Source organism: Roseomonas sp. OT10 (assembly GCF_020991085.1).
GTDB lineage: Bacteria > Pseudomonadota > Alphaproteobacteria > Acetobacterales > Acetobacteraceae > Roseomonas > Roseomonas cutis.
Map to the genome: position 1 here is coordinate 641,984 of NZ_CP087719.1, position 17,553 is coordinate 659,536.

The following is a 17,553-nucleotide window of genomic DNA, read 5'->3' on the forward strand; positions in this document are numbered from 1 at the left end:
GAGGCAGAGCCTTGCCCCCGGGCCACAGCCGCCAGCCGCCAGCCGTCAACGCATCCCGCCGTCCGTATGAGTGTGGCGGCCGGATCGCGGGCGGGGGAGGGGAGGCGCGACCCCATTCCCCGGCCCAAGGCCGCCCGGGCGCCCGGCGCGGCGCCGCTCAGGGCGGCAGGTCGGCGGGGCTGCCGAACAGCCGGCCCTGGCCGTGATCCACGCCGATCTCGCGCATCAGGGCGCATTCCTCCTCTGTCTCCACCTGCTCGGCGACGACGCTCGCGCCCAGGCGGCTGGCCAAGCCCTGGATCGCCTGGATGAAGCCACGGTCGCGCGGGCTGTGGACGGCACCGTGGACGTAGATGCCGTCGAGCTTCACGCAGTCCACCGAGAAGCTGCGCAGGTAGTGGAAGGCGGACGCGCCCGCGCCGAAATCGTCCAGGCACACCGCCACGCCGCGCTCGCGCAGGGCCTTCACCGTCGCGACCGCCTCGTCCATCTGCGCGATTTCCGCCGTTTCCGTGATCTCCACGATCAGGTGCCCGGAGAGCCAGGGCTCGGCGTCCAGCAGGGCCATCAAATGCTCGCGGAAGCCCTGGCTCTGGAGCGACAGGCCGGAGAGATTGGCCGCGATGCTGATGTCGCGGCGCCGCCGCAGGGCGCGGATGGTGGTGTTCAGCACCGCCGCGTCCATCTCCTCCGACAGCCCCACCGCCTCGGCGAAGGTGACCATCTCCTGCGGCGCGCTGATCGGCAGGTCGGGGGTGGGCACGGGGCGGATCAGCGCCTCGTAGTGATGCGTCCGCCGGTCCGCCAGCCCGACGATCGGCTGGTAGGCCATGCGGAAGCGTCCGGCCGTGAAGGCCCGGCGCATCGCCTCCGCCTTGCCGGTGGCTGCGGCCACGAAGCCGCGCAGCCCGTCGTCGAAGCCGGCGCCGGACAGGTGCCCCGCACCCCCCTGGGCGAAGGCGAGCAGCGCGTGGCGCAGGGCGCGGGTGGTCTGGACCGGGGTCAGGCCCGCCTGGCTGACCGGCAGGGCGGTCGCGCCGACGCGGGCGAGGACGCCCTGCTGCGACAGCAGGCTCTCGATCTGGCCGGCCATCGTCGCCAGGTCGGTCTCGGGGTCCTCCGGGATGACGCCGTAGCGGCCCTGGGCCAGTTCGCCGAACCGGACCGCCCCGGTCTTGCGCGACAGGACCTGGCTCAGCTCCTCCATCACCTCCCGGTGCGGCGAGAGCGGCCCTTGCGGTCCCGTCATCTCGAGCAGGCCGAGCGTGGCCACGCCGTTGCGGCTCTTGGCCATGCGGGCGGTGACCAGCCCGGCGAAGGCGGTGCGACTGGCGACGAGGTGCGGGGCGGGCTCCGCATCCGGCAGGCGGGCGATGTGGAGGCAGAGGTGCATCGCCCCGTCCGGGCCGGTGACCGGCACGCCGGAGAGCAGCATCGGCGGCTGCTGCGCCGTGGCCAGGCGGATCGGCGTCGGGGCCAGCCGTCCGCCCCCGGCCAGGAGGAACAGCTTCGCCTCCAGCGGGCCGTGGTCGGCCGGCGCCACGATGTCGAAGAGCGGGCGGTGCAGGTGGCTCGCCGCCGGGACGCCGAAATACCGCTCGAAGGCGCCGGCGGCGTAGGTAACGGTCCCGTCGACGCTCGTCTCGATCAGAAGCTCCGCGCTCGCGAGGGCGAAGGCCACGTATCGTTCGCTCTGGCTCAGCGGCACGGTCATGCTGGCGTCAGCCTCATGCTGTTCCCTCGGCACCTCGGCCGGGCGGGAGGCGCCGCCGCGGCGGCCGATCCGGCTTGCGACCATTCTGCCGGCCGCAAAGTGAATCTTGGGTTGCCGGCGAGGGGCGGCCGGGAATCCCTCAGCCGGGCCGCATGGCCTGAAGCTTGCTTGCCGCCCGGTAGCCCCTTGCCGCGCGGAGCCTGATGTCGGACGCCTCTACCCTGCTCGCCCCTCTGCCCGACCTGGGCGGCCCCGCCCAGCCGCTGCTGACGGTGCGCGGGCTGACCAAGCACTTCCCCCTGAAATCCGGCTTCTTCGGCCGCAAGGCAGGGGTGGTGCGGGCGGTGGACGACATGACCTTCGAGGTCCGCAAGGGCGAGACGCTCGGCATCGTGGGCGAATCCGGCTGCGGCAAGTCCACCACCTCGCGGCTTATCATGGCGCTGATGGCGCCCTCAGCCGGCGAGGTGATCTTCGACGGCCAGATCGTGGGCCCCGGCGGGCTGACCATGAAGGAGTACCGCCGCCAGGTGCAGATGGTCTTCCAGGACAGCTACGCCTCGCTGAACCCGCGCCTGACCATCGAGGAATCCATCGCCTTCGCGCCCGAGGTGCATGGCCTGGCCCGCCGCGACTCCCGCGCCCGGGCGCGCGACCTGCTGGCGGCGGTGGGGCTGAACCCCGACCAGTTCGCCCGCCGCTACCCGCACGAGCTGTCGGGCGGCCAGCGGCAGCGCATCAACATCGCCCGCGCGCTCGCCCTGCGCCCCCGGCTGGTGATCCTGGACGAGCCCGTCTCGGCGCTGGACAAGTCCGTGGAAGCACAGGTGCTGAACCTGCTCCAGGACCTCAAGGCGCAGTTCGCGCTGACCTACGTCTTCATCAGCCACGACCTGAACGTGGTGCAGTACATGTCCGACCGGGTGCTGGTCATGTACCTGGGCCGCATCGTCGAGATCGGGCCGGCGGAGGCGATCTACGCGGAGGCCGCGCACCCCTACACCGCCGCCCTGCTCGCCTCCCGCCCCTCGATGGATCCGGACCTGCGCCGCACCGAGCCGCCGCTGACCGGCGACCCGCCCAACCCGATCAACCCGCCCGCCGGCTGCCGCTTCCACCCCCGCTGCGCCTTCGCCGAGCCGGTCTGCGCGACCGTGCTGCCGGCACTGGCGCCCGCCCCGGCGGGGCAGCAGGCGGCCTGCCTGATGGTGGTGCCCGGCAGCGGCCACAGCCGCGCGCCGCGGCTGGCGGCGTGAGGAGCGCCTGATGTCCGCTGCCGTCCTGGAAGCCCCGGTCCGCGCCGCCCCCGCCGCGGAGCCGCTGGTGCATGTGCGCGACCTGGAGGTCCGCTTCGTCACCCGCGACGCCACCGTGCACGCGGTGAACGGCGTGTCCTTCGACCTGGCGGAGCGCCAGTCGCTGTGCATCCTGGGCGAGAGCGGTTCGGGCAAGTCGGTGACGCTGCGCGCGCTGATGGGGCTGAACCCGCCGCGGCGGACGAGGCTGAAGGGCACGCTGCGGGTGGGCGGGCACGACATCCTCGCCATGCCCGAACGCAAACTGGCCGATCTGCGCGGCGGGCTGGTCTCGATGATCTTCCAGGAGCCGATGACGGCGCTGGACCCGGTCTTCACCATCGGCCGCCAGATCGCCGAGACGGTGATGCGCCACGAGGGCGTCGGCCGCGCCGAGGCGGACAGGCGCGCGCTGGAGATGCTGGAGCTGGTGCAGGTGCCCTCCGCGAAGCGGCGCCTGGAGGCCTATCCGCACGAGCTGTCCGGCGGGCTGCGCCAGCGCGCGATGATCGCGATCGCCCTCTCCTGCCGCCCCAAGCTGCTGCTGGCCGACGAGCCGACCACGGCGCTGGACGCCACGGTGCAGATCCAGATCCTGCTGCTGCTGCGCCGCTTGCAGGAGGAGCTGGGGATGGGGGTGATCTTCGTCACCCACGACCTGGGCGTGGCCGGCGAGGTCGCCGACCACGTCGCCGTCATGTATGCGGGGAAGATCGTGGAATACGGCAGCGTGCGCGCGCTGATGCGCGACCCGCTGCACCCCTATGCCCGGGGCCTGCTGGGCGCGACCGTGCATGCCGGGATGCGCGGCGAGCGGCTGACCACCATCCCCGGCGCGCCGCCCAACCTGGAGCGCCTGCCGCAGGGCTGCGCCTTCGCCCCCCGCTGCGCCTTCGTCGAGGAGGCGTGCCTGCCCGCCGTGCCCGCGCTGCGCGGCCCCACCCCCGGCCACCAGGCGCGCTGCATCCGCGTGCCCGACGCCGCCTGACCCGAGGGAAGCATGTTCCTCTACCTTGTCCGCCGCGTCCTCTACGCCATCCCCATCGCGCTGGCCGTGGGCCTGGTCTGCTTCATGCTGGTGCAGATCGCGCCCGGGGACCCGGTGAACGCCATCGTCCCCGCCGACGCCCCGGCCGAGGTGGTGGAGCAGATCCGCAAGGAATACGGCCTGGACAAGCCGCTGCCGGTGCAGTTCGGCATCTGGCTGCTGCGCGTCGTCCAGGGTGACCTGGGCCGGTCGCTCGCCACCGGGCGGCCGGTGACGGCCGACCTGCGCGCGGCGGTCGGCAACACGCTGATGCTGGCCCTCGTCGCCGCCGGCATGGGCTTCGTGATGGGCACGCTGCTGGGCACCGTCGCCGCCATCTTCCGCGGCACCTGGCTGGACAAGCTGGCGGTCGGGCTGGCGGCGGCGGGCGTCTCCATCCCGCACTACTGGCTGGGCATGGTGCTGGTGGTGTTCTTCAGCGTCACCCTGAACTGGCTGCCGGCCATGGGCGCGGGGCCGGGCGGATCGGGCGAATGGCGCTGGGACTGGGCGCATGTGCAGTTCCTGATCCTGCCGGCGCTGACGCTCTCCGTGATCCCGATGGGCATCATCACCCGCACCGTGCGCGGCGTGGTGATGGAGCTGCTGAACCAGGACTTCGTCACCACGCTCCGCGGCAAGGGGCTGCGCCGGGGGGGCATCGCGCTGCATGTCGTGAAGAACGCGGCGCCGGCGGTGCTGGCGGTGATGGGGCTCCAGCTCGGCTACCTGATGGGCGGCTCGATCCTGGTGGAGACGGTGTTCTCCTGGCCCGGCACCGGCTTCCTGCTGAACAGCGCCATCTTCCAGCGCGACATCCCCGTGCTCCAGGGCACGATCCTGACGCTGGCGATCTTCTTCGTGATCCTCAACCTCGCGGTGGACCTGCTGCAGACCGCCCTCGACCCCAGGATCCGCCGGACATGAGCGCGACCGCGACCACGCCCTCCGTCGTCGTCCCGCCCGCGGCCTCCACGCGCTCCCGCGGCTACTGGGCCGGGGTCTGGCGCCGCCTGTCGCGCGACCCGGTGACGCTGTTCTTCGGCGCGGTGCTGATCCTGATGGCGCTGGCCATCATCTTCGCGCCGCTGCTGGCGCCGCACGACCCCTACCAGACCAGCATGATCCGCAGGCTCCGGCCGGTCTGGTTCCAGGACGGGCGCTACCCCCTCGGCACGGACGAGCTGGGGCGCGACATGCTGACGCGGCTGCTCTATGGCGGGCGGCTCTCCTGGTTCCTGGGCATCACCCCCGTGCTGATCGCCTTCGTCATCGGCGGCACGCTGGGCATCGTCGCGGGATTCGCCGGCGGCTGGGTGAACATGGCGATCATGCGCACCACGGACGTGTTCTATGCCTTCCCCTCCGTGCTGCTGGCCGTCGCCATCTCCGGCGCGCTGGGGCCGGGCATCTCCAACGCCATGCTCTCGCTGGTGCTGGTCTTCATCCCGCAGATCATCCGCGTGGCGGAGAGCACCACCACCTCCGTCCGCAACCTCGACTACGTGGAATCCGCGCGCGCCAGCGGGGCGGGGGCGCTGACCATCGTTCGGGCGCATGTGCTGCCCAACGTGCTGGGGCCGATCTTCGTCTACGCCACCTCGCTGATCAGCGTCTCCATGATCCTGGCCTCGGGCCTCTCCTTCCTCGGCCTGGGCACCCGCCCGCCCGAAGCGGAATGGGGGCTGATGCTGAACACGCTGCGCACCGCGATCTACACCCAGCCACTGATCGCCATGCTGCCGGGGCTGTGCATCTTCGTGACCAGCGTGTGCTTCAACATGGTCAGCGACGGGTTGCGGACGGCGATGGACGTGCGGGGATAGGCGAAGGGGGAGAGTCGCGGTCTCTCCCCACGCCCCCAAGGGGCGTTCCGCCGGTCAGCCGGGGCGGTGGCAGACGGCCTCCACATTGATGCCGTCGGGATCGAGGACGAAGGCCCCGTAATAGTCGGGGTGGTAGTGCGGCCGCAGTCCGGGCGCACCGTTGTCCCGGCCGCCCGCCGCCAGGGCGGCGGCGTGGAAGGCCCGCACCGTCGCGCGGTCCGGCGCCGTGAAGGCGACATGCATCCCCGCGCCACGCGGTCCGCCGCTGGACAGCCAGAAGAAGGGCTTCCCCTCCCGGCCATAGCCGAGGCTGTGGAACCCGCCCGTCTGGTCCGGCGTCACCTCCATCACCACGGCGATGCCGAGCGGGGCCAGGGCGGCGTCGTAGAAGCGGCGCGACGCCGCGAAATCCGTGGCCGCGATGCCGACATGGTCGATCATCCTCTCTCCCCCAGGAAGCCCGGACGGCAGGATGCCACGGTCCGGCGCCGCGAGGGATCCGGGCGCGGAATGGTGCTGCCGCCTGGGCGCCACGGCACGTCGCTTGCTGCGACCCGGCCAGAACGAGCCGGAGCCCCACCCATGACCCTCTCCCGCCGCGCCCTGCTGGGTGCCAGCGGCCTCGCCGCGCTGCCCCTCGGCCTGCCCATCCCCGCCATGGCCCAGTCCGAGCGCGCCCTGCGCTACGGCATCTCCATGGCGGACATCCCGCTCACCACCGGCCAGCCGGATCGCGGCGCCGGCGCCTACCAGTTCACCGGCCTGACCCTCTACGACTCCCTCGTCGCCTGGGAGCTGAACGTCGCCGACCGGCCGGGCCGGATGATCCCCGGCCTCGCCACGAGCTGGGAGGCCGATCCCGCCGACCGCAAGCGCTGGGTCTTCAAGCTGCGCGAAGGCGTGAAATTCCACGACGGCTCCGCCTTCGACGCCGATGCCGTGATCTGGAACTTCGAGAAGGTGATGAACCCGCAGGCGCCGCATTTCGACCAGCGCCAGGCGGCGCAGGTGCGGCCGCGCCTGCCGTCGCTGGCAGCGTGGAAGAAGCTGGACGGCATGACGGTGGAGCTGACCACCAAGGCGGTGGACAGCCTGTTCCCCTACCAGATGCTCTGGTTCCTGGTCTCCTCGCCCGCGCAGTACGAGAAGCTCGGCCGCTCCTGGGAGCGCTTCGCGATGGAGCCCTCCGGCACCGGCCCCTTCCGCCTTGCCCGCCTCGTCCCACGCGAGCGTGCGGAGCTGGTGCGCAACGACGCCTACTGGAACCCGGAGCGCCGCGCGAAGCTGGACCGCCTCACCCTCGTCTGCGCCCCCGATGCGGTGACGCGCTCCAACGCGCTGCTCTCCGGTCAGGTGGACCTGATCGAGACGCCCGCGCTGGACATGGTGCCGCAGCTCAAGGCCGCCGGGAACCGCGTGGTCGACAACGTCACGCCGCATGTCTGGAACTACCACCTCTCCATGCTGGAGGGCTCGCCCTGGCGCGACCTGCGCCTGCGGCAGGCGGCGAACCTCGCCATCAACCGCGACGACATCGTGACCCTGCTCGGCGGGCTGGCGCGGCCGGCGACGGGCGTGGTCGACGCCGCCTCGCCCTGGTACGGCAACCCCAGCTTCAAGGTGCGCTACGACCCCGACGCGGCGCGCAAGCTGGTGCAGGAGGCGGGCTTCTCGCCCCGCAACCCGCTGAAGACGAAGTTCATCATCGCCACCGGCGGGTCGGGGCAGATGCTGTCCATGCCGATGAACGAGTTCATCCAGCAGGCCTGGCGCGAGGTCGGGATCGAGGTGGAGTTCCAGCCCGTCGAGCTGGAGGTGCTCTACACCGCCTGGCGCAACGGCGCGGCGCATGAGTCGATGCGCGGCATCACGGCGAACAACATCGCCTACGTCACCTCCGACCCGCTCTACGCGCTGGTGCGCTTCTTCCACTCCGGTCAGGCGGCGCCGGTCGGGGTGAACTGGTCGCACTACAAGGATGCGGAGACGGATGCGCTGATCGACCAGGCGGTGCGGTCCTTCGACCCGGCCGAGCAGGACCGGCTGTTCGCCCGCGTCCACGAGCGCGTGGTGGACCAGGCGCTGCTGGTCTTCGTCGTCCATGACACCAACCCGCATGTGCTGGGGCGGAACGTGCGCAGCTACGTCCAGGCGCAGCACTGGTTCCAGGACCTGACGACGCTGGGGTAGCGTGCCGTGGCCCGGGGGAGAAGGCTCCGCCTGATCCCCCGGGAGCCCCGTCCGTCAGGGGCGGGGTCCCCGGGACCCCTTGCCACGGGGCAGGGGCCTCACGCTGCCGGGGCGTCGCCCCCGGCATAGCGGTAGCGGAAGTCGCAGTGGCTCGCCCCGCCCATGATGGTCTGGCTGCGCTCCATGGTCAGCTTCGGGTCGTAGCCCTCGCAGAAGGCGCCGTCGCGCTGGCAGGAGAGCAGCGGCCCGATCTCGGCCAGCCCCATCTCCCGGTACATCTCGGCGTAGCGGCAGCGGGTGACGTTGAAGTCGAAGGCGTCGGGTGCCTTGCGGACCACCTCGATCTCCAGCGCGCCGCTGGCGGTCCAGTGCTTCTGGATGTCCATGAAGCTCCGCAGGCTGGTGCCGCCCGGCTCCGTCGCGGCGAACTCCCGCGCCTGGGCGATGGCGGAGCGGCGGACGGATTCCGCGATCAGCGCCTTCGCCTCCTCCATCCCCAGCTTCGCCTTCAGCGTCTCGTAGACCTCCTTCAGCAACTCCGCCTCGATGCGGCGGCGCTCGATGATGGGCAGCACCTCGGTCATCGCTCCCTCCTTCCCCTCGGCCGTGCCGATCCACGCCTTCGGGCCGCCGGCCCGTGGCGACCGGGGCTCACGCCGCCGCCTCGGCCAGCGCCACGGGCGGCGTCCAGCCGCGCCCGGGCACGGAGGCCAGCAGCGATCGCGTATAGTCATCGCGCGGCGCGCCGAAGACCTCCGCCGCCTGGCCCTCCTCCACCACGCGGCCGCGGTGCATCACCGCGATCCGGTCGCAGATCTGCGCCGCCACGCGCAAATCGTGGGTGATGAAGACCACCGACAGCCCCAGCCGCTCGCGCAGCTCCGCCAGCAGCCGCAGCACCTGGGCCTGGACGGAGACGTCGAGCGCCGAGACCGCCTCGTCCGCCACCAGCACCTCCGGCCGCAGCGCCAGCGCCCGGGCGAGGCCGATGCGCTGCCGCTGGCCGCCGGAGAATTCGTGCGGGAAGCGGTCCAGCGCGTCGGGGCGCAGCCCGACCAGCGAGAACAGCTCCCGCGCCCGCGCCATCGCCTCGGCCTTCGGGACCCCATGCACCATCGGCCCCTGCGCCACCAACTCCCCGGCGCGGCGGCGCGGGTTCAGCGAGGCATAGGGGTCCTGGAACACCATCTGCACCCGCCCGGTCTGCGCGCGCATCCCCCGCCGCGTCAGCGTCGCCAGGTCGACCGGCGCGGCGCCGTCGCGGCCGAGCAGGCGCATGGAGCCGCCATCCGGGTCCAGCAGCCGCACGATGCAGCGCGCGAGGGTGGACTTGCCCGAGCCGCTCTCGCCCACGATGCCCAGCGTGCCGCCGCGCGGCAGGGAGACGGAGACATCGTCCACCGCCTTCGTCACCCGGCGGTGGCGCGCCAGCAGCCCGCCGGAGCGGTAGGTCTTGGAGACGTGCTCCAGCACCAGGATGGGCGCGGCCTCCGCCACCGGCCGCGGCGCGGGCGGGGTGAGCGGCGGGACGGAGGCGATCAGCGCGCGGGTATAGGGATGCTGCGGCCGGTTCAGCACGGAATCCGCCGGCCCTTCCTCGACCAGCCGCCCATGCTGCATCACCGCGATCCGGTCGGCGATCTCCGCCACCACGCCGAAGTCGTGGGTGATGAACAGCACCGCCGTACCGTGCTCGCGCTGCAACTCGCGGATCAGGTGCAGGATCTGCGCCTGGGTGGTGACGTCCAGCGCCGTGGTCGGCTCGTCCGCGATCAGCACGTCCGGTTCCAGGGCGAGCGCCATGGCGATCATCGCGCGCTGCCGCTGCCCGCCGGACAGCTCGTGCGGATAGGCGCGCAGCGCGGCCTCCGGATCGGGCAGGCGGACCTCGCGCAGCAGCTCCAGGCTACGGCGCCGCACCTCGTCGGCGGGCAGCGCCGTGTGGATGCGGAACATCTCGCCGATCTGGTCGCCGATGGAGCGCAGCGGGTTCAGCGCCGTCATCGGCTCCTGGAAGATCATGGCGATCCGCTCGCCGCGCAGCCGGCGCATCGCCGGCTCCGGCAGGGCGAGCAGGTCCTCGCCGTCGAGCAGGATGCGCCCCGCCTCGGCCCGCACGCCGGCGGGCAGCAGGCGCATCACCGAATTGGCGAGCATCGACTTGCCCGAGCCGCTCTCGCCCACCACGCAGAGAATCTCGCCCTTGGCCAGCGAGAGAGACAGGTCGCGGATCGCATGGGGACGGTCCGCGCCTTTCGGCAGGGCGACGGAGAGCCCCTCGATCGACAGCAGCGCGCTCATGCATCGGCCTTCAGGCGCGGGTTCAATGCGTCGTTCAGCCCCTGCCCGACCAGCGAGACGGCCAGCACCGTCACCAGGATGGCAACGCCGGGAATGGCGGAGACGTACCACTGCACCCGCAGCACGCTGCGCCCCGCCCCGATCATGTTGCCCCAGGAGGCGACGTTGGGGTCGGAGAGGTTGAGGAAGGCCAGCGCGCTCTCCAGCAGGATCGCGGTCGCCATGACGACCGAGGCGTAGACGATCACCGGCGGCAGGGCATTGGGCAGGATCTCGCGGAAGATGATCCGCGCATCGCCCATGCCCAGCGTGCGGCAGGCCTGCACGAACTCGCGCGAGCGCAGCGTCAGGAACTCCGCGCGCGTCAGCCGCGCCGTGGCGGGCCAGGAGACGAGGCCGATCGCCACCGTGACGGTGGTGATGTCGGAGCCGAACACCGCCACCAGCACCAGCAGCAGCAGGAAGTTCGGCAGGGTCTGGAAGGCCTCCGTCACCCGCATCAGCGCATCGTCCACCCAGCCGCCGTAATAGCCGGCCAGCGCCCCGATCCCGATGCCGATGGCCACCGAGATCGTCGTGGCCACCAGCCCGATCAGCAGCGACACCCGCGCCCCGTGGAAGATCTGGGCCGCGATGTCGCGGCCCGAGGGATCGGTGCCGAACCAGAAGCGCGGGTTGGCGCCGGGCCATTGCAGCGGTCGCCCGGCCAGGCCCAGCGGGTCGCGCGGGAACATCCAGGGCGCGGCGAGGGCGGCGGCGAGGACGGCCAGCAGCAGCACCAGCCCGATCACCGCCACCGGGCTGCGCAGGTAGCGCCCCAGGAAGCCGGGGCGGGCGATGGGGGCGGCCTCGACGGCGCTCTCCACGGCGGCGGACACGGCGCTCACCGCCCCGCCAGGATGCGCGGGTCGAGCCGCGCGTAGAGCAGGTCCACCACGAAGTTCACCGAGATCACCAGCAGGGCGGAGACGAAGACGATGCCCAGCAGCGTGTTCAGGTCCCGCTGCACCACCGATTCATAGGCGAGCCGCCCGAGCCCCGGCAGGGCGAAGACGCTCTCCACCACCACCGAGCCGCCGAGCATGGTCCCCGCCTGCAACCCCACCAGCGTCACCATCGGCAGCAGGGCGTTGCGCAGCGCGTGGCGCAGCACCACCCCCGTCTCGCCCAGCCCCTTGGCCCGGGCGGTGCGGATGAAGTCCAGCGTCATCACCTCCAGCATCGAGGCCCGCATGATCCGCAGGTAGGTGGCGAGGAAGATCAGCGCCAGCGTCACCGTCGGCAGCACCAGGTGCAGCGCGATGTCGCCCGCCCGGCGCAGGCCGGTGTAGCCCGCCCCGATCTCCTCGTACCCGCCCGGCGGCAGCCAGCCCAGGTTGACCGCGAAGAGCACGATTCCCATCAGCCCGAACCAGAAGGAAGGCGTGGCGTAGAAGATCAGCCCGATGGTGGAGATCAGCGTGTCCGGCCAGCGGTTCACCCGCCGCGCCGCGACCACCCCCAGCGCCATCCCCCCCGCGAAGGCGAGGGAGAGGGAGGAGCCCATCAGCAGCAGGGTGGGCGGCAGGCGCTCCAGGATCACCTCGGCCACCGGCTTGCCGTAGATGGCCGACTGGCCGAGGTCGAGCTGCACCAGCCGCCAGAGGTAGCGGCCGAGCTGCACCGGCACCGAGGCGTCCAGCCCGTAATACTGGCGCAGCGTCTCGATCATCGTGGGATCGCCGCCGCCCATCTGCGCCACCAGCGCGTCCACCGTGTCCCCGGGGGCGAGCTGGAGCAGCAGGAACAGGCCGACCAGGATGATCAGCAGCGTCGGCAGGCTGGCCGCCAACCGGCGCAGCGCCAGGGCGAGGACGCGCATGCCCCCGGATCAGCCCGCCGCCAGCCAGGTGTCGTGCCAGCTGCTCGACCCCCAGCGCGGCTGGTTCAGCGCGTTCTGCACCCGCTTGCTGATAGCCGTCTGGAACTCGCGCTCCGTCACCATCCAGATCGGCAGCTCCTCGTTGATCGCCTTGGTCCACTCCGCGTAGAGCGCCTTGCGCTTCGCCGGATCCAGCTCGGCGGCGGCGCGGTCGGTCAGCTCGTCGATCTTCTCGGACTTCCAGCCCCACTGGTTGGTCCAGGGCGCGCCCTTCGGGCTGCCGGACCGGTACCACACGCTGGTCGAGACGGCCGGGTCGCCGCGGTACTGGTGCCAGCCGGTCGCCAGGTCGAAGTTCCAGTCGCGGTAGACGGTGGACAGCGCGCCCGCGATGTCGAGGTTCACGATCTCGACCCGGATGCCCACCGCCGCCAGCGACTGCTGGATGAAGGTGGAGAGCAGCGGCACGTCCTCGCCGTTCTGGATCGGCACCAGCCGCAGCGAGAAGCGCACCCCGCCCGCGCCGCGCCGGTAGCCCGCCTCGTCCAGCAGCGCCTCGGACTTCTTCTTGTCGAAGGGATAGGGCGGCGTCGCGCCCACCGGGTAGAAGGGGGTGGAGGAGGAGGGGATCGGCCCGGTCGCCGGCCGGCCCAGCCCGTAGAGGAAGTTCTCGATGAAGAAGGGCACGTCGATCGCATGGGCGATGGCGCGCCGCACGCGGACATCGGCCAGCTCCTTGCGCCGGTGGTTGAACTCCAGCGTGTTGTTGAAGGCGTTGGCCTCCGTGCCCTTCGTCGTGACGGTGAAGCGGGCGTCGGTCTTCAGCCGGTCGAGGTCCGACAGCGTCAGCCCGTTATAGGCGGAGACCTGGAGCTGCCCCGTCTCCAGCGCCGCCGCCGCCGCGGAGCGGTCGGTGATGAAGCGCCAGACGATGCGGTCCAGGTAGGGCTGGCCCTGGCGCCAGTAGTCCGGGTTGCGCTCGGCGATCACGTACTGGCCGCGCTCGTACTGCACGAACTTGAACGGCCCGGTGCCGACGGGGGCCGTGTTGGCCGGGTTGTCGATCACGTTCGTCCCGGCGAAGAGGTGCTTCGGCACGACATAGCCCAGGTCGCACAGCGCCCGGGTCAGCAGGTTGGCCGGCATCGGCTGGGAGTAGCGGAAGACGGCCGTGTGCTCGTCCGGCGTGTCCACTGCCGTCAGGTACTGCTGCAGCTGGGTGGAGTAGTTGAGCTGGGTCTTCCACAGCTCCATGGCATTGTACTGCACGTCGGCCGAGGTGAAGGGCTTGCCGTCGTGCCACTTCACCCCCTGGCGCAGCCGGAAGGTGTAGGTCAGCCCGTCCGGCGTCCCCTCCCAGGTATCGACCAGCACGGGGGTCGGCTTGCCCTCGGCGTCGAGGTCGAACAGCGCCTCGATGATCTTGCTGGTGATGATGTAGACGCCCGTCGAGGCGCGCAGGGCGGGGTTCAGGATGCGCTGCTCGCCGCTCATGTGCACGGTCAGCACGCCGCCGCGCTGCGGCGCACCCCCCTGGGCCAGCAGCCGGCCGGGGGCCAGGGCCGCGGCGGCCCCCATGGCGGCGGAGAGGAGGAGGTCGCGGCGGGTCGCGGGCATGGGGGCTCCTTCCGGAAGGAATGTCGCGTCGCAGCAGAGCCTAGCCTGACGCGCCGGTCAAAGCAGCGCCCGAACCGCATGGCCGACCGGCGGGCCATCCATCCTCCCGACGCCGGTCCCGGGAGAAGGCGATCCTCCCGGCGGGCCCGGCGACGACCATCGCAAACCCCGGACCCTCCGGCACCCTGGCCTCAGCCGGCCGGCACCAGCGGCAGGACGAGGCGCGAGGGCCGCGCCGCATCGACGAACAGCGTGTTCACCGCCACCCGCATCCGGCGCCAGGCCCCCTCCGGCTCGCCGGTCTGGGGGTTGAGGTCGTAGTGGGGGAACTCGCTGGCGGCGATGTCCAGGCGGATGCGATGGCCGGCCTTGAACAGGTTGGCGGTGGGGAACAGCTCCACCGTCACGGGCACCGGCACGCCCGGCTGCAGCGGCTTCGGGTCAGAGGGGTCGTCGCGGTAGCGGCAGCGCAGGATGCCCTCGCACAGGTTCATGGCGAAGCCCTGCGGCCAGTCCGCGCCGGCCGGGTAGACGTCGACCAGCTTGGCGGTGATGTCCGTGTCCGGCGCATCCGACGCCACCCAGAGGTGCGCGACCACGGGACCGATCACCGTCACGTCCTGCTCCAGCGGCGGGGTCTGGAACACCAGCACGTCGGCGCGCGAGGCAAGCGGCAGGAAGGGCGCGCGGTGACCGAACATGTCCGGCCGCTCGCGCTGGTCATAGGGACCGCCGGTGATCACCGGCTCCATCGAGGTGATGGCGCCGCCGATGGTGGGCACGGGGTGGCGCGGGTCGGCATCCCAGGAGAGCGGCGTGGCATCCGGCTCCGGCGCCGCCTCGTCCAGCCGGCCGTCGCCATGCAGGTGGAAATCGGCGAAGCGCGTGCCCGGCAGCGGCCAGTCGCTCGCGCTGCGCCAGTGCCCGCCATGCTCCAGCCGGCCGGCCGCGTCCTTCCGCCCGCTGCCGCCGCCCATGACGAAGACGCGCACGGCGGGGTCGTCCTCCGCCCCGTTCGCCTCGCCCTTCAGCCAGCGGTCGAAGAAGCGGCGGCGGAATTCGCGCCAGTCGCCGGCCCAGGAATCGATGGTGGCGTGGGCGCCGAACTCCACCTCGCCGAAGGCGGTCTGGCTGCGGTTGCCATGCGTCCAGGGACCCAGGATCAGCGAGGGCCGCCCGCGCCCGGCATCGCGCAGGCCGCGGAAGTTCTCCGTCGCGGTGCGCGGGTAGGGGTCGTACCAGGAGGACATGTGGACGCAGGGCACGTCGGCGTAGCGGTCGTGCCAGCCCTTGGCGTAGATGCCGAGCTTGCGCCAGTAGTCGCCGAAGGCGCCGCTCTCCCACTGCTCGAACAGGTAGCCCTCGTAGTCCGGCGCGTGGCGCACGGGGGAATGGCCGCGCTTCCAGGGGAAGCGGGTGAACCATGCGCGCAGGTCCTCGCCCGCGAAGGCGGCGCGCCGCACCGGGTCGGCCAGGGTCTCGGGCGCGAGGGCGCCCTGGTTGAAGGCCCAGCTCGCCTGCTTCAGCTCGAAGGCGCCGCCGCGCCGGATGCCGCCCTGCCAGGCGTCGGAGAAGCCGCCGGAATCGAGAATCTGCGCGGCGAGGCCCGGCGGGTCCAGGCAGGCCAGGGACGCCTGGGTGTGCGCGGCGTAGGAGAGGCCCATCGTGCCGATGCGCCCGTTGCACCAGGGCTGCGCGACGATCCAGGCGCAGGCGTCGTAGCCGTCCTCGCCATCGGCGAGGTACTTCACGAACTCGCCCTCGCTGCCGTAGCGGCCGCGGCAATCCTGGTAGACCACGGCATAGCCGGCGGCGGTGAAATACGCCGCGATCGCCTCGCGCCGCACCGGCACCGGATCGGCCGCCGTGCGCTCGGAGCGCGAGACCTCGCGCTTGCCGTAGGGGGTGCGCTCCAGGATGACGGGCCAGGGGCCCTCGCCCTCGGGCAGGTAGACATCGGTCGCGAGGCGCACGCCGTCGCGGCAGGGGACCCTGTGCTCGGTGCGGTTCATGGCGCTCACCGCTTCGGCCGCAGGCTCTGCGCCAGGGTGTTCTCCTCCAGCCCGCCGGCATAGGTCAGGTCGGCGCGGTGGGCCCAGACGTTGTCCGGCACGTGCAGCGGCAGCACGGCGGCGTCCTGGCGGAAGGCGATCTCCTGCGCCTGGCGGATCAGCGCGCCGCGCGCCTCCGGGTCGGCGACCGGCCGCGCCTGCTCCAGCAGCGCGTCGAAGGCGGGGTTGGAGTAGCGCCCGCGGTTCAGCCCGCCCAGGCCGCGTGCCGCGTCGAAGGTATGGAGCACCTGCGACAGGCCGAGCCAGGAATCGCCCGTGGTGTGGCCGAAGCCGATCAGGAAGGCGGAGAACTCCCGCCGCCCGGCGCGGGTGAAGAACACGTTGGACGGCATCACCTCCACCCGCGCGTCCAGCCCCAGCCGGGTCCAGAACTGCGCCACCGCCTGGGCGGTCTTGTCGTCCTCGACATAGCGGTTGTTGGGCGAGTGCAGGGTGATGCGGAAGCCCTGGGGATAGCCCGCCTCGGCCAGCAGCCTGCGCGCGGCGGCCACGTCGAAGGCCGGGGCGGCGAGGTCGGGGGCGTAGCCGATCTGCCCCTCCACCGCGAGCTGGCCCGCGGCGCGGGCGGCGCCGGAGATCACGCGGTCCACGATCGCGGCGCGGTTGATGGAGAGGCTCAGCGCCTGCCGCACCCGCGCGTCCCGCAACGGGTTGTTCGGCAGGGCGGAGCCGTCCTTCGCTGTGACGAAGGGCGAGACGGCGTTGCCCTGGTCCAGCGCGATGTAGATGAAGCGCGAGGAGGTGGAGGCGGTCACGCCCAGCGCCGGGTTGGCGCGCAGCTTCGCCACCTCGCCCGGCGGGACGGCGTTGATGAGGTCCGCGTCGCCCGCCAGCAGCGCGGCCAGCCGCGCGGCGTCGCCCGCCACGGGGCGGATGGTGGCGCGCTCGAAGGCCGGCTTCTCGCCCCAATAGGCGTCGTTGCGGGCGAGGCGCAGCGGCCCGCCCGGCGTCCAGTCCACGAAGCGCCAGGGGCCGGAGCCTACCACCGCGCGGCCGGCGTTGAAGTCGGCGGTCGTTGCCGTCGCCGCGATGCGGGCGGGCATGATGTAGGCCGTCATCGCGTTCAGGATCACCGAGGGATCGGCGCCACGCGAGCGCAGGCGGATCGTGCGCTCGTCCACCACCTCCACCGCCGTCACCACGCCGGCGAGGCGGATGAAGGGCGCCGGGCTGTTCGGCACCTTGGGCATGCGCTCCAGCGAGGCGCGGATGTCCTCCGCCGTCACGGGGCTGCCGTCCTGGAAGCGGGCGCCGTCGCGAAGGCGGAACTCCCAGACATCCGGCTCGGGGTTGGAGAAGCTGGTCAGGCCGGGGATGGGCCGCAGGTGCTCGTCCGAGCCCACCAGCGGGTCGAACAGGTGCTGCGCGATCGCCTGGTTGGCGCCGACCAGCGCGTAGTGCGGGTCGATCGAGGAGGTCTCGGTCTGCACGGCGATCCGCGCTTCGACGCGGCTTCCCCCCTGGGCGGCCGCCGCGCCGGTCCAGAGCAGGGGCAGGGCGAGAAAGGCCAGCCGGCGTGTCCACCGCGAGTCGGCGCATCGGCCGAGGAGGGCGGGGGCAGGGGTCATGGCTGGTGGTTCCCGAAGCGTCGCCGAGCCTCCTTGCGCCGTGGGTGGTGCGGCTGTCAACCAGAGAAAAACGCTGTTTCAT

At 72.1% G+C, this 17,553-nt stretch carries 14 protein-coding genes; 5 read left to right on the forward strand and 9 right to left on the reverse strand.

All coding sequences use genetic code 11. The features are described from left to right. Nucleotides 1-157: 157 nt before the first annotated feature. Nucleotides 158-1,714 (reverse strand): sensor domain-containing phosphodiesterase, encoded by a 1,557-nt coding sequence (locus tag LPC08_RS03010; protein ID WP_230451262.1) that lies wholly within the window; start codon nt 1,712-1,714, stop codon nt 158-160. Nucleotides 1,715-1,917: 203 nt separating this feature from the next. On the opposite strand from LPC08_RS03010, the gene LPC08_RS03015 reads away from it, so the two are divergent. The 4 genes from LPC08_RS03015 to LPC08_RS03030 are packed head-to-tail and all read left to right on the forward strand — an operon-like array spanning nt 1,918 to nt 5,862. After that, nucleotides 1,918-2,970 (forward strand): ABC transporter ATP-binding protein, encoded by a 1,053-nt coding sequence (locus LPC08_RS03015; RefSeq protein ID WP_230451263.1) that lies wholly within the window; start codon nt 1,918-1,920, stop codon nt 2,968-2,970. Nucleotides 2,971-2,980: 10 nt separating this feature from the next. Next, nucleotides 2,981-3,997 (forward strand): ABC transporter ATP-binding protein, encoded by a 1,017-nt coding sequence (locus tag LPC08_RS03020; RefSeq protein ID WP_230451265.1) that lies wholly within the window; start codon nt 2,981-2,983, stop codon nt 3,995-3,997. A 12-nt stretch (nt 3,998-4,009) separates the two neighbouring features. After that, a complete protein-coding gene (locus LPC08_RS03025; protein WP_230451266.1) occupies nt 4,010-4,963 on the forward strand; it encodes an ABC transporter permease in 954 nt (317 codons plus the stop codon). Next, nucleotides 4,960-5,862, forward strand: coding sequence for an ABC transporter permease (locus LPC08_RS03030; protein WP_230451267.1), 903 nt, complete (start codon nt 4,960-4,962; stop codon nt 5,860-5,862). Before LPC08_RS03025 ends, LPC08_RS03030 begins: the two co-directional genes overlap by 4 nt. Before the next feature lie 54 nt (nt 5,863-5,916). Here LPC08_RS03030 and LPC08_RS03035 read toward each other — a convergent pair whose 3' ends face one another. After that, the gene (locus tag LPC08_RS03035) at nt 5,917-6,303 is read right to left on the reverse strand and encodes a VOC family protein (protein ID WP_230451268.1); all 387 of its coding nucleotides are present in this window, start codon (nt 6,301-6,303) and stop codon (nt 5,917-5,919) included. Between the two features lie 141 nt (nt 6,304-6,444). Between LPC08_RS03035 and LPC08_RS03040 the strand changes: the two genes are divergently transcribed. Next, the gene (locus tag LPC08_RS03040; protein ID WP_230451270.1) at nt 6,445-8,052 is read left to right on the forward strand and encodes an ABC transporter substrate-binding protein; all 1,608 of its coding nucleotides are present in this window, start codon (nt 6,445-6,447) and stop codon (nt 8,050-8,052) included. A gap of 98 nt (nt 8,053-8,150) precedes the next feature. Here the strand turns inward: LPC08_RS03040 and LPC08_RS03045 are convergent, their stop codons facing one another. From LPC08_RS03045 to LPC08_RS03075, 7 genes are all read right to left on the reverse strand, one after another. Beyond that, the gene (locus LPC08_RS03045; protein WP_230451272.1) at nt 8,151-8,636 is read right to left on the reverse strand and encodes an L-2-amino-thiazoline-4-carboxylic acid hydrolase; all 486 of its coding nucleotides are present in this window, start codon (nt 8,634-8,636) and stop codon (nt 8,151-8,153) included. Nucleotides 8,637-8,703: 67 nt separating this feature from the next. Then, entirely contained in the window at nt 8,704-10,353 is a 1,650-nt protein-coding gene (locus tag LPC08_RS03050) for an ABC transporter ATP-binding protein (protein ID WP_230451273.1), read from the reverse strand. Continuing rightward, nucleotides 10,350-11,240, reverse strand: a complete 891-nt coding sequence (locus LPC08_RS03055) for an ABC transporter permease (protein WP_441295826.1) — start codon at nt 11,238-11,240, stop codon at nt 10,350-10,352. Before LPC08_RS03055 ends, LPC08_RS03050 begins: the two co-directional genes overlap by 4 nt. Then, complete coding sequence (locus LPC08_RS03060) at nt 11,237-12,214, reverse strand: ABC transporter permease (RefSeq protein ID WP_230451275.1); 978 nt, start codon at nt 12,212-12,214, stop codon at nt 11,237-11,239. The genes LPC08_RS03055 and LPC08_RS03060 overlap by 4 nt, the downstream gene beginning before the upstream one ends. Before the next feature lie 9 nt (nt 12,215-12,223). Next, nucleotides 12,224-13,831, reverse strand: a complete 1,608-nt coding sequence (locus LPC08_RS03065) for an ABC transporter substrate-binding protein (RefSeq protein WP_230451276.1) — start codon at nt 13,829-13,831, stop codon at nt 12,224-12,226. A 191-nt stretch (nt 13,832-14,022) separates the two neighbouring features. After that, a complete protein-coding gene (locus LPC08_RS03070; protein ID WP_230451277.1) occupies nt 14,023-15,843 on the reverse strand; it encodes a CocE/NonD family hydrolase in 1,821 nt (606 codons plus the stop codon). Between the two features lie 5 nt (nt 15,844-15,848). Continuing rightward, entirely contained in the window at nt 15,849-17,471 is a 1,623-nt protein-coding gene (locus LPC08_RS03075) for an ABC transporter substrate-binding protein (protein ID WP_230451278.1), read from the reverse strand. Between the last annotated feature and the right edge of the window lie 82 nt (nt 17,472-17,553).